Genomic DNA, 13,378 nt, shown 5'->3' with positions numbered 1-13,378 from the left:
TTAGGTTGGTGCTATCACTACCAGCCCAGAGGCTGATCATCTCTACGGCATGCCATCGGTATTGGCCCATCTGCCGACATGGCATCTATTGCACCAATGACATCTATCGCATTAATGAATAGTGCTGTTCGACACTGGCACCGAAATCATTGAGCCAATGCCCGACAACCTCTCCGGAAATTACCGCAGATGTCAGGCCTTTCAGCGGGAAGTCTGCTGTCGCATAGGGATCGACCATGCCACTGTCGATACTTGGGTAGGTGTGCCCACCAGATGTCAGTGCCAGGTCTCGAAAACTGACGTGATAGGGCGAATCATTGGTTGCACGCAGTGCGTAGCCATTACCAACGGGTTGTAGGCTCCAGCTCATATGTTTCACCGCTTCTTCCGGAGACCCCTGAAGCCCATCAGGGCGGAAGAACATCTTGACACGAGTACGGAAGGCCAGACGCATGACGTTCTGTTCCTCACCGTCATTTGCCTGCGGCTTGGGAGGAACATCCAGCACATTGAGCCAGAATACCGATTCACGATCCTCAGGCAGAACCTGGCCGGTATAGGCAATACGCAGAGTTTGTCCGACCTGAGGTTCCACACGGACAAGCGGTGGTAGAACCACGAAAGGCAATTGCTCGGCCCCTGGTTCCGAGGATGGATCACCACTGTCCAGCCAGGATTGCACCAAGGCAGCCCGATCTGCTTCATTATGCAGATCCACCGTGATCTCACGAACATTACCAGGGTAGATAAAACGGGTTCCCTGCACCTGAATACTTGCTGACGCCAGCAGCGGTACCAGCAGGGCAACAAGCAGTGCACCACTTGCCAATTTCTTCATCACCGTCATCACCTTGACTCTCCAGCCTACTGCGATTTGCAGAGGGAGGCCCCTCTGCAACAGAGTGACGCCTTACAGGTAGTCCAGGGTGTAGACAAGAGCCGTTTCGACACCACCTGAAGATGCTGCACCGTTCACGGCGATGTATTGCGCTGCATAATTCAGTGTCGCAGAGCCCGTAGTGCCGCTTCCATCATCCACGAAATTGACAGAGTTGTTACCTTCGTTGGTGGCCAGGTTGATAGGCTTCCCATCAAAGCCATTGATGATCTGAACCTGAACGTTATCTGCACCGGACTTGGCGTTGTTGACCAGGTAGCCAGTGGAGACATCCACATTCTGAGGTTCGAAGTAGGCACGTACATGTCCGGTGGAAGGGCAGCCAGTCAGAGACATGACGATCGGCGTGGCACCTGCGACAGCACCATCGCTCGTCAGCGAGCTGGTGGAGACAGTAGGTAGGACTACATTGGTATCAGCATCACCGCCATTGACGGCAATCTGGCAGGCAGAATCCGTAACCTGGCCTTGGATGGTGATAGTGCCATCAGCAGCAAAAGCGCTAGAAGCGGTAAAAAGACTTGCGGCCAGAAGGACAGGCATCGTCAATACTTTCTTCATGATGTTATCCATATATCAATGAATAAAATAAAAAGCATCCAATCCTCTCTCGCATCATTGGAGAATTAGGCTGCTAATAAATATTATATGACACCTGCCCCCCTACATATCAATACTATATAAACTACATAACTTACCACTTAACGTCATGACATTGAAAAAATAACCCTTTATTTATATGTCTTGTACCACCACTGGATATATTATTTTCCTGTAAAATAATATATCAGAGAGGTTCTAAGAATATAATACATTGTTATTTAACAATAAAAATTCTCAAAGCAATCATAGAAATCAAACTTAAATAATATTGAAGTCATCAAATGAGAAATACAAACATATGATCCATGTCACAAATATCGATAGAAAAAATCAAGGGAACTGTCCAGCCAGACCATAACAGCAGCGCCCGCAATTGCGGGCGCTGTACATCCAGCCAAGATGAACTGAGACTACTCTACAGTGACTGACTTGGCGAGGTTACGAGGCTGATCCACATCGGTGCCCTTGAGCACGGCAACATGGTAGGACAGAAGCTGTAACGGCAAGGTATAAAGAATTGGCGCCAAGGCTTCATGAATATGCGGCAAATGTAATACTTGAATGCCTTCTGCCGGCACCAGCCCCACATTCTCATCAGCAAACACGAACAGCTCGCCACCTCGTGCACGCACTTCCTGGAGGTTGGACTTGAGCTTATCCAGCAGCTCGTCGTTAGGCGCAACCGAGATAACCGGCATCTCGGAATCCACCAGCGCCAGAGGACCATGCTTTAGCTCTCCAGCCGGATAGGCCTCGGCATGGATATAGGAGATTTCCTTGAGCTTGAGAGCGCCTTCCTGGGCAATCGGGAAGTGCGCGCCACGCCCCAGGAACAAGGCATGCTGCTTCTCGGCAAAAGCCGTAGATAGCGCCTCAATGGCATCATCCAGCTTCAGTACTTCAGCACACTGTCCAGGCAGGAGTCGCAATGCCTCGACCAACTCGGACTGCTCAGACTCTGGCATCCCCTTGACCCGGCCCAATGCCAGGGTAAACAGCATCAGCGCCGTCAACTGAGTGGTAAAGGCCTTGGTCGAAGCCACCCCAATCTCCGGGCCGGCCTGGGTCATCAAGGTCAGATCTGCTTCACGCACCAGAGAACTGCCGGGAACGTTACAGATACCCAGGCTACCAAGGTAGTTACCTTGTTCCATGGCAAAGCGCAATGCTGCCAGGGTGTCAGCCGTTTCACCGGACTGTGAAAGCGTGACGAACAAGGTGTCTTCAGGAACCACCACCTGGCGATAACGGTATTCCGAAGCCACTTCAACCTGAACTGGCACACCGGTATAACGCTCGAGCCAGTAACGGGCCACCATACCAGCATGATAGCTGGTGCCACAGGCCACGATATGAATGTTGCGCACCCGCTGGAACAGCCCTTCCGCCGACGGTCCGAAGCTTTCCACCAGTACCGCATGCTCTGCCAAGCGCCCTTCCAGGGCAGCGGCAATCACCGCAGGCTGCTCGTGGATTTCCTTGAGCATGTAGTGGCGGTACTGGCCCTTGCTGGAAGCACCGTCGCCATGCTCGAACTTCTGCACGGGACGCTCGGCAACAGCGCCACTCGAGTCGAAGATTTCAATTCGGCCACCCTCGGAAAGGCGCACCACATCGCCTTCCAGCAGATAGATGAAACGATCGGTAACTTGCAAAAGCGCCAGTGGGTCCGATGCCAGGAAAGCTTCATCAATGCCGACACCCACGACCAGAGGACTCCCCTTGCGTGCGCCGACCACTACATTGGGTTCATCTACCGCCATTACCGCAAGTGCATAGGCGCCATCCAGCCCCGCCACCACCTGTTTGAAGGCAGTCAACAGATCGCCAGCCTTGCGAGACTCACGCTCCAGAAGATGAGCAATGACTTCCGTATCCGTTTCGGACTCGAAATCATACCCCTCAGCTAACAGTTCCTGACGCAACGCCTCGTAGTTCTCGATGATGCCGTTATGTACCACCGCCAGGCGATTACGAGATTGGTGAGGGTGTGCATTGGGCTCGCTAGGACGTCCATGTGTGGCCCAACGGGTATGAGCGATGCCACTGGTACCCACCAGCGCTTCGCCTTGCAGCCGCTCGGCCAGTGCGGCTACCTTGCCCACGGCACGCTGTCGCTTGAGCTGCCCCTTGCCATCACGGACTGCCATGCCAGCAGAGTCATAGCCGCGATACTCGAGACGCCTCAGGCCCTCGAGAAGAATATTCTGAACATTACGCTGGGCTACAGCGGCGACAATGCCACACATATACTAGCTCCTGAAAAATGCATTGAGCTCTTAGCTCTTAGCTCTTAGCTCTTAGCTCTTAGCTCGTAGCTCGTAGCTCGTAGCTCGTAGCTCGTAGCTCGTAGCTCGTAGCTCGTAGCTCGTAGCGAGCCTAATCGTCCTTGGTCGGACGCGGCCAATTGTCCTTGCCAATCTGGCGTGAACGGCTAACCGCCAGGCTATGATCGGCAACATCACGACTGATAGTGGAGCCAGCACCTACCGTTGCTCCCTTGCCCACACTGACAGGGGCAACAAGAGCACTGTTGGAGCCGATGAAAGCCTCATCTCCGATTTCTGTGCGGTGCTTGTTGGCACCGTCGTAGTTACAGGTGATGGTACCTGCACCGATATTCACATCGCGGCCCAGACGCGCATCACCGATATAGCTCAAGTGATTGATCTTGGTGCCTTCACCCACCTCGGCATTCTTGGTCTCGACGAAGTTTCCAACCCTGGCACGCACCGCCAGCCGGGAGCCAGGACGCAGACGAGCGAAGGGACCAACATGATTGAACCCGGCAAGCACAGCACCGTCGACCACACTATGGGCATCGATGACACTTTCGGCACCAATACGGCTGCTGCGCACTATGCAATAGGGGCCAATGCGCACACCTTCTCCCAATTCAACATCACCTTCGAACACACAACCCACATCGATATGGACATCATGTCCGCAGGTCAGACTGCCACGTACATCTATCCTCTCCGGATCCGCCAGCGCCACCCCCTGAGTCATCAGGTATTCGGCCATATCCCGCTGGTGGGCACGCTCCAGACAGGCCATCTGCTGACGGTTGTTGACTCCCTCGACTTCCATGGCCCGAGCCGGTTGAGACGTCGAAATGGTGATACCTTCGGCAGCAGCCATGGCAATGATATCGGTCAGATAGTACTCGCCCTGGGCATTATCGGCAGACAACTGCGGTAACCAGCGTTTCAGCTGGCTGGCTGTCATGGCCATGATGCCGGTATTGCATTCCTTGATCAGCAATTGTTCAGGGCTGGCATCCTTCTGCTCGACGATCGCGACCGCCTGGCCCCCTTCATCCCGCACAATACGCCCGTAGCCACCTGGGTCATCCAGCGTCACGGTCAACAGTCCCATGTGCTTTTCGTCGACCTGGGCCAACAGCGCCTCCAGGGTAGCCCGACGGATCAACGGAACATCGCCATACAACACCAGCACCTTTCCCTGCCCCAAACCATCGAGTGCCTGGGCAACGGCATGGCCAGTCCCCATCTGCTCGGCTTGAACAGCAAAATGCAATGGCCTGTTGCAGTCGGCCAGGGCCTCGCGAACCATCTCGCCACCATGGCCGATGACCACATGGATGCGGTCTGCATCAAGACCACTGGCAGTATCGATGACGTGGCGTACCATAGGTTTACCGGCCAGCTCGTGCAGCACCTTGGGCAGACGCGAGCGCATGCGAGTGCCTTGTCCGGCAGCGAGTATCACCACATCCAGGCTCATCGTAATTCCTTGTCGTTCAAAAATTCATGGGCTCTATTGTAGGCCATTCAGGTAAACACCTACTCGGTGACGACTTTCAGCCCCAAAGCATCGACCATTTCTTCACCAAAACGTTCGACGAAGGCCGGACTCACCCAACTCTCCCAGCCATCACCATTACGTACCAGCAACATCACAGCCAGGTCTTCCTCAATGGCCAGGGTCATGCCTTCCTTTTCCCCCAGTACATTGATGGCGGTCGCCCATGCATCCGCCCACCCATTCGACGAGTGAAAAACCGTTACAGATGCCAGGCGATGCGTGATCGGGCGCCCAGTGCGTGGATCGATAGTGTGGGAATAACGCTTGCCATCCTGCTCGAAGTAATGGCGATAGTCACCCGAGGTGGCAACGGTCACATCACTCAGGCCGACGATATGCTGGGCCTTGGGAGTACTATCTTGCGGAACTTCGATACCTATGCGCCAAAGCCCGGTCTCTCCGTTACGATGCCCCTTGGCCTTGATCTCTCCCCCCAGATTGACCATGTAGTTGCTGATGCCCTGACTCTCCAGGTATTCCGCCACTTTATCAGTGGCATAGCCCTTGGCGACGCCGGACAGGTCTACATAGACATCACGCAAGCGGCGTGCCTCAAGTTTATCCATATCCAGTTCCACGGCATCCATGCCGACCTCGGAGAGACGCTGCTCCAACGTTGCCTCATCGGGGATTTCCTTGGGCCGCGCTTCCGGGCCAAAGCTCCACAGGTTGACCAGATCGCCGACGGTGACATCGAAGGCACCGCCACTTGCCTGGTAAACCGAACGGCTGATGTCCAGAACTTCCATCAGCTCAGGGGAAAGCGGCTGCCACTCTCCTATAGGGGAACGATTGAAGGTCGACAGCTCCGAGTCTTCTTTCCAGGTGGACATGGACATATCGATGCCATGCAGCACATCGAGCATGCCCTGCTCGATTTCTTCAACCTGTCCGGTATCGACAGGATCCGCGATGGTGACCTGATAGAAAGTACCGAATATGTCACCTTCCAGCGTCACATTCTTGTGGGTTTCCTCATCACTGCAGCCGGCAAGCGACACAACCAGCAGCAACAGTAATAGATATAGGGGAAACAATAGATTGCGATGATATGCCACAGGCATGAAACGTCTCCTCAAGAAGGATTCCATCAAGCGAACAGCCATAGCAGGGCGATGCCGAGCAGGATGCGATAGATCACGAAAGGCTGCATGCCAATGCGCTTGATGAATGACAGGAAGAAATGGATACAGAGAAAGGCGCTGACGCCAGACAGTACGGTGCCCAGCGCCAGGTCACCCCAGTTCACATCAATGCCGGACTCCACCAGGTCCAGGGTTTCCAGTCCACCGGCAAGAACAATGACCGGAATCGACAGTAGAAAGGAAAAGCGCGCTGAAGCTTCACGGTTTAATCCCAGCATCAACGCCATGGTCATGGTGATGCCTGAACGAGACGTGCCAGGAATCAGCGCCAAGGCCTGGGACAGCCCAATCAGCAAGGCATCACGCCAGTTCATCTGATACTCGCTGCGCGAACCACGAAAGCGCCAATCAACCACGCCAAGCACAATACCGAACACAATCAGGCCAAGAGCCAGTAATACAGGAGAGCGGGCATATTGTTCGATCAGATCCTTGCATGCCAGTCCTACCATTCCTACAGGAATGGTGGCCAGAATCACCCACCAGGCCAGCCGCGCATCCTCATCGGTACCTTTGCCGGTTGCACTCTTGAACCAGCTGCCGATCATGCGCAGCAGCTCTTCACGGAAATAGATGATCACTGCTGCAAGACTGCCGACGTGCAAGGCGACATCGAAAGCCAGCCCTTGATCAGGCCAATCACTGAATACGGGAACCAGAATCAAGTGTGCCGAACTGGAAACTGGAAGGAACTCAGTCACTCCTTGAATCAATGAGAGAACAACAATCTGAAGCCAATCCATGGTGTAACCCGTAGTAGAAGCAGAAAATAAGCGTCCGTTGAACTAAACAAAGCGCCCCGGTGGCGTGCAAAAGGATACATGCCACAGAAAAGATTGTCCGCTGTCGACAGTTAGAGGAAGCTTAAATCCCGGCAAGAACGGCAGTCGCGATGGAGAAATAGATGATGACCCCAGAAGCATCGATCAACGTCGTTACCAAGGGTGCCGATGCAGTGGCCGGATCCCATCCCAGCCGATTGAGGACAAAAGGCAAGCACATCCCCAACAGACTGCCAAACAACACGATACTGACCATGCTGATGGCAACCACAATCGCAATAGCATCGCCGCCACGCATGACACCAATGGGTGCTACTGCCAGCGCCATGGTCAGGCCAAGCGAACCAGCAACCAGGAGCTCACGCCCAAGCAACTTGCCCCAGTCCTTTACTCCGACATCACCTGTGGCCATACCGCGGACCATCAAAGTAGCCGCCTGAGCACCTGCATTCCCACCACTGCCGATCAGCAAAGGCAGAAAGAACACCAGACTCACCTGGGCTGCAATGGTGTCTTCGAAATAGGCAATTCCTGCCCCCGAAAACAGGTTGCCAAACACCAGCAGCACCAGCCAGGTCACTCTCTTGCGGTACAGACTCCATAACGGTACCCGGGAAACTCCATCTTTCAACTGACCTATCGACATCCCCTTGTGGATATCTTCCGTTGCCTCGGTCTCCACGACGTCCATGGCATCGTCGTGTGTCACGATGCCAATCAGTCGTTGTTCAGCATCAATCACCGGCAAGGCCAGGAGGTCATAACGGGCTACGACCCTGGCGACTTCCTCCTGTTCGGCTTCCACGCCAATCTTGATGACATCATGGATCATCAGATCGTCAATCAACGCTTGAGGACGTGCCACCATCAGCTGTCGCAAGGACATGGTGCCAATCAGACAACCTTGGTTGTCGATGACATAGATCTGGTAGACAGTTTCTGCATCCGGTGCCGTCTGGCGAACCCTCATGATCGCCTGAGCCACGGTGAGTCCAGAGGGAATCGCAACATAATCCGAGGTCATCAAGGCCCCAGCCGTCCCTTCCTCATAGCTGGCCAGGCGCTTCAATGCCTCGCGTTCACGGTGCGCCATACGCCGCAACAGGGCTTCCTTGCGATCATCATCGAACAGCTTGAAGACATCGGCACGCTCATCCGAGCCCATGCGATCCAGGATACGAACCAGGTCGCCATCCCCAATGGAAGCACTGAGCCTTTCCTGACCATCACTGGGGATATGGCCAAACACGCTGGCCTTCCGCTCAATCGGCAAGCACGCAAATAATGCCAGGGCAGTGGCCAGATCATCATCTTCAATCAGTTGATCGAGGATTTCCGCCAGGTCCGCTGAACGTATTTCAGGCAAGCGTTCATCCAGCAATGCCTGGTCCTTCACGGCCAGCGCCCGAATCAACACGTGCTTGTGGGTTTCCAGTGTCGGTGAAAGGTTCATCGACATCTCCTGATTCTGCCGCGGTTCCTACGGCATGGAAGGGCTGTCAGAGAAGACTTGCCCAGGATTGGGCGCATCAATGGTAAGCAATGATGCCATGCTCGCAACAGGCAACGAAGTTACCCATGAAAAGCCAGATAAAAAAACGCCCCCGAATACGCTATTCGGGGGCGTTTGTCCTCATAGAGGATCAGCGCTTGGCAATACAAGATCAGCTCTTGCTACGAGCCTTGCGACGCAGTTGATTGATGGTACGCAACTGAGCCATGGCTTCGGCAAGCTCGGCAGTGGCACGGGAATAATCCAGCTCCGCCGATTTTTCGTGCATATCCTTGAGGGCCTGCTGACGGGCTTCCTCGGCAGCGGCTTCATCCAGATCTGCTGCACGTACCGCAGCATCGGCGAGCACAATTACTTTGTCGGGCTGTACTTCAATGAAGCCGCCGGAGACATAGAAATGTTCTTCACCTTGCTCGGTAAGCACCCGGACAGGACCAGGAGCCAACTCGGTAAGCAGTGGCGTATGGCCAGCCAGGATGCCGAGATCCCCCATGATGCCAGCCGCCACCACCTGCTCAACGCTACCGGAGTAGACAGAGCTTTCAGCACTGACGATCTCGCATTGAATGGTCTTCGTCATTGAGACGTCTCCCAGAAAGAAGGAAATACCGATGTGACTCGGTCACATCCGGCATTTCCTAAGGGATTACTTCATCTGGTTGGCTTTCTCGACAGCTTCGTCGATGCTACCGACCATGTAGAAGGCCTGCTCAGGCAGCTCGTCATAGTCGCCATTGAGGATGCCCTGGAAGCCACGAATGGTTTCCTTCAGCGACACATACTTGCCCGGAGAACCGGTGAAGACCTCGGCAACGAAGAACGGCTGGGACAGGAAGCGCTGGATCTTACGCGCCCGGGCTACGATCTGCTTGTCTTCATCAGACAGCTCATCCATACCCAGGATAGCGATGATGTCCTTGAGCTCCTTGTAACGCTGCAGCACGCCCTGAACACCACGCGCGACCCCGTAGTGCTCTTCCCCTACCACCAGCGGATCAAGCTGACGAGAAGTGGAGTCGAGCGGATCGATGGCCGGATAGATACCCAGCTCAGCGATGGAGCGCGCCAGTACCACCGTCGCATCAAGGTGCGAGAAGGTCGTCGCCGGAGACGGGTCGGTCAGGTCATCCGCGGGCACGTATACGGCCTGCACGGAAGTGATCGAGCCAGTCTTGGTCGAGGTGATACGCTCCTGCAGAACGCCCATCTCCTCGGCCAGGGTCGGCTGGTAACCCACCGCAGACGGCATACGACCGAGCAGTGCAGATACCTCGGTACCCGCCAGGGTGTAACGATAGATGTTGTCGACGAACAGCAGAACGTCACGACCTTCGTCACGGAACTTCTCGGCGATGGTCAGGCCGGTCAGGGCCACGCGCAGACGGTTGCCGGGCGGCTCGTTCATCTGGCCGTAGACCAGTGCCACCTTGTCGAGAACGTTCGACTCCTGCATCTCGTGATAGAAGTCGTTACCCTCACGAGTACGCTCACCGACACCAGCAAATACGGAGTACCCGCTGTGCTCGGTGGCGATGTTACGGATGAGCTCCATCATGTTGACGGTTTTGCCCACACCAGCACCACCGAACAGGCCGACCTTACCGCCCTTGGCGAAAGGACATACCAGGTCGATGACCTTGATGCCGGTCTCGAGCAGTTCGTTGGTAGCTGCCTGGTCCGCGTAGCCCGGAGCCTTGCGGTGGATCGGCATGCGTTCCTGCTCACCGATCTCGCCAGCCTCATCAATCGGCTCACCGAGAACGTTCATGATCCGACCCAGAGTCTCCTGGCCTACCGGCACAGAAATCGGAGCGCCGGAGTCAGTCACTTCCAGTCCACGTTGCAGACCTTCGGTGGAGCCCATGGCAATGGTACGAACCACGCCGTCGCCCAGCTGCTGCTGGACCTCGAGGACGGTCTCCTTGCCAGAGACATTCAGCGCGTCGTAGACCTTGGGCACGTCGTCCCGCGGAAACTCTACGTCAATCACCGCGCCGATGATTTGTACGATACGTCCGCTCATCTTGGTTCCTCTCAATAACCTGTCATTGAAGCCTGTGTGCCTGGTTCCGACCAGCGCCCGATGTGGCGCCCAGGTTCAGAACCAACCGACGCTATACCGCTGCAGCACCACCAACGATCTCGGAGATTTCCTGGGTAATGGCCGCCTGACGGGCCTTGTTGTACACCAGCTCCAGTTCATCGATGAGGTTGCCAGCATTGTCGGTGGCGCTCTTCATCGCGATCATGCGTGCCGCCTGCTCGCAGGCCGCATTCTCGACCACAGCCTGATACACCTGCGCTTCCACATAGCGCACGAGCAGGCTATCGAGCAGCGCCTTGGCATCCGGCTCATACAGGTAGTCCCAACTGCTGGGACGCTTGTTCTCGTCATCATCCGCAGCGGAGTCCATGGTCAGCGGTAACAGCTGACGGACGACCGGCGTCTGCGTCATGGTATTGACGAATTCGTTGTACACCACGTAGAGACGATCGATGGAGCCTGAATCATAGGCATCCAGCATCACCTTCACGTTACCGATCAGGTCATCAAGACTCGGCGTTTCACCCAGGCCACTCTTGGAGGCGACCAGGTTTCCACCGTACTTACGGAAAAAACCGCCAGCCTTGCTGCCAAGGGCACAGAAATCGAGCTCAGCGCCCTTGTTGTGCCATGCCTGGGCGTCGTTGACCACAGCCTTGAACAGGTTGACGTTCAGGCCGCCGCACAGACCACGGTCAGTGGAAACGACGATGTAGCCAACACGCTTGACCTCACGCTCTTCCAGCCACGGATGCTTGTACTCCGGGGTAGCCTGGGAGAGGTGACCAACGACGGCACGGATCTGCTGGGCGTAAGGCTGGGTAGCCTTCATCCGATCCTGGGTCTTGCGCATCTTCGACGCCGCCACCATCTGCATCGCATTGGTGATCTTCTGCGTGTTCTTGATGCTCCCGATCTGGGTGCGAATCTCTTTTCCGACTGCCATGGCGATCTACCTTTGTTCGTGACCCTCAGAATGTTGTCCACACGGCCCGCCCGAAGGCGGGCCCGAGGGGATTACCAGCTCTGAGTGGCCTTGAACTTGTCGAGACCCTGCTTCAGACCGTCCTGGATCTCGCTGCTGTAGTCGCCGGACTCGTTGATCTTGTCGATCAGCGCGCCATACTCGGACTTCATGAACTCATGCAGAGCATGTTCGAAGTCGAGTACCTTCTTGACTTCGACATCGTCCAGGTAGCCTTCGTTAGCGGCGTACAGGGAGATAGCCATTTCGGCCACGGACATGGGCGCATACTGAGCCTGTTTCATCAGCTCGGTGACACGCTGACCATGCTCCAGCTGCTTGCGGGTAGCTTCATCCAGATCGGAAGCGAACTGGGAGAAAGCTGCCAGTTCGCGGTACTGGGCCAGAGCCAGACGCACGCTACCACCAAGCTTCTTGATGATCTTGGTCTGAGCAGCACCACCCACACGAGATACCGACAGACCAGCATTGATGGCCGGGCGGATACCTGAGTTGAACAGGTCGGTCTCGAGGAAGATCTGACCATCGGTGATGGAGATCACGTTGGTCGGAACGAAAGCGGAAACGTCCCCAGCCTGAGTCTCGATGATCGGCAGAGCGGTCAGAGAGCCGGTCTTGCCTTTCACTTCACCGTTGGTGAACTTCTCGACATAGTCGGCATTGACGCGAGCTGCACGCTCGAGCAGACGAGAGTGGAGATAGAAGACGTCACCAGGATAGGCTTCACGGCCCGGCGGACGACGCAGCAGCAAGGACACCTGACGATACGCCACAGCCTGCTTGGACAGGTCATCGTAAACGATCAGGGCATCTTCACCACGGTCACGGAAGTACTCACCCATGGTGCAGCCGGAGTAGGCAGCAAGGAACTGCATCGGAGCCGGGTCAGCGGCACCAGCGGCAACCACGATAGTGTGATCCATCGCGCCATGCTCTTCGAGCTTGCGCACCACGTTGGCAATGGTCGACTGCTTCTGGCCGATGGCCACATAGACGCAGGTGACGTCCTTGCCTTTCTGGTTGATGATGGTGTCGATGGCGATGGCCGACTTACCAATCTGACGGTCACCGATGATCAACTCACGCTGACCGCGGCCGATCGGCACCATGGCATCGATGGACTTGAAGCCTGTCTGGATCGGCTCATCGACCGACTGACGGGTGATAACGCCCGGAGCAACCTTCTCGACTGCGTCAGTCAGGGAAGTGCCCAGGTCACCCTTGCCATCGATCGGATTACCGAGGGCATCAACTACGCGACCGCGCAGCTCAGGACCCACCGGCACTTCAAGGATACGGCCAGTACACTGGGCAGTCATGCCCTCTTCCAGCTGCAGATAGTCTCCCAGGACCACGGCGCCGACACTGTCGCGCTCGAGGTTCAGGGCCATACCAAAGACGCCGCCGGGGAATTCAATCATCTCACCGAACATTGCGTCGGCGAGGCCGTGAATCTGCACGATACCGTCAGACACACTGACGACCGTGCCCTGATTACGGGCTTCAGAAGCGACATCCAGCTTTTCGATACGCTGCTTGATGATGTCGCTAATCTCGGAAGGATTCAGTTGCTGCATGCC

At 55.7% G+C, this 13,378-nt stretch carries 11 protein-coding genes; all 11 read right to left on the bottom strand.

The annotated features are described in order from the left end of the window. Nucleotides 1–103: 103 nt before the first annotated feature. Nucleotides 104–838 carry a fimbria/pilus periplasmic chaperone gene (locus E4T21_RS20640; RefSeq protein ID WP_205423424.1) on the bottom strand — a complete coding sequence of 245 codons (735 nt, stop codon included), beginning with the start codon at nt 836–838 and terminating at the stop codon, nt 104–106. 72 nt (nt 839–910) lie between these two features. Then, nucleotides 911–1,459 carry a fimbrial protein gene (locus E4T21_RS20635; protein ID WP_149286820.1) on the bottom strand — a complete coding sequence of 183 codons (549 nt, stop codon included), beginning with the start codon at nt 1,457–1,459 and terminating at the stop codon, nt 911–913. Between the two features lie 452 nt (nt 1,460–1,911). After that, nucleotides 1,912–3,750, bottom strand: a complete 1,839-nt coding sequence (gene glmS, locus E4T21_RS20630) for a glutamine--fructose-6-phosphate transaminase (isomerizing) (RefSeq protein WP_149286819.1) — start codon at nt 3,748–3,750, stop codon at nt 1,912–1,914. 130 nt (nt 3,751–3,880) lie between these two features. Continuing rightward, a complete protein-coding gene (gene glmU / locus E4T21_RS20625; RefSeq protein WP_149286818.1) occupies nt 3,881–5,248 on the bottom strand; it encodes a bifunctional UDP-N-acetylglucosamine diphosphorylase/glucosamine-1-phosphate N-acetyltransferase GlmU in 1,368 nt (455 codons plus the stop codon). Nucleotides 5,249–5,307: 59 nt separating this feature from the next. Then, the gene (locus E4T21_RS20620; RefSeq protein ID WP_149286817.1) at nt 5,308–6,393 is read right to left on the bottom strand and encodes an FAD:protein FMN transferase; all 1,086 of its coding nucleotides are present in this window, start codon (nt 6,391–6,393) and stop codon (nt 5,308–5,310) included. Between the two features lie 26 nt (nt 6,394–6,419). Then, nucleotides 6,420–7,217, bottom strand: a complete 798-nt coding sequence (locus tag E4T21_RS20615) for an undecaprenyl-diphosphate phosphatase (RefSeq protein ID WP_149286816.1) — start codon at nt 7,215–7,217, stop codon at nt 6,420–6,422. Between the two features lie 121 nt (nt 7,218–7,338). Continuing rightward, complete coding sequence (gene mgtE, locus E4T21_RS20610; RefSeq protein WP_420827715.1) at nt 7,339–8,709, bottom strand: magnesium transporter; 1,371 nt, start codon at nt 8,707–8,709, stop codon at nt 7,339–7,341. Between the two features lie 211 nt (nt 8,710–8,920). Continuing rightward, complete coding sequence (locus E4T21_RS20605) at nt 8,921–9,349, bottom strand: F0F1 ATP synthase subunit epsilon (protein ID WP_149286814.1); 429 nt, start codon at nt 9,347–9,349, stop codon at nt 8,921–8,923. A gap of 66 nt (nt 9,350–9,415) precedes the next feature. Beyond that, nucleotides 9,416–10,792 carry a F0F1 ATP synthase subunit beta gene (gene atpD, locus E4T21_RS20600; protein WP_149286813.1) on the bottom strand — a complete coding sequence of 459 codons (1,377 nt, stop codon included), beginning with the start codon at nt 10,790–10,792 and terminating at the stop codon, nt 9,416–9,418. A 91-nt stretch (nt 10,793–10,883) separates the two neighbouring features. Beyond that, a complete protein-coding gene (gene atpG, locus E4T21_RS20595) occupies nt 10,884–11,759 on the bottom strand; it encodes a F0F1 ATP synthase subunit gamma (protein ID WP_149286812.1) in 876 nt (291 codons plus the stop codon). A gap of 71 nt (nt 11,760–11,830) precedes the next feature. Further along, a complete protein-coding gene (gene atpA, locus E4T21_RS20590) occupies nt 11,831–13,375 on the bottom strand; it encodes a F0F1 ATP synthase subunit alpha (RefSeq protein ID WP_149286811.1) in 1,545 nt (514 codons plus the stop codon). Between the last annotated feature and the right edge of the window lie 3 nt (nt 13,376–13,378).

Source organism: Halomonas binhaiensis, from assembly GCF_008329985.2.
In the GTDB taxonomy this organism is placed as follows: domain Bacteria; phylum Pseudomonadota; class Gammaproteobacteria; order Pseudomonadales; family Halomonadaceae; genus Halomonas; species Halomonas binhaiensis.
This window is presented reverse-complemented; position numbering and strand designations above follow the sequence as displayed.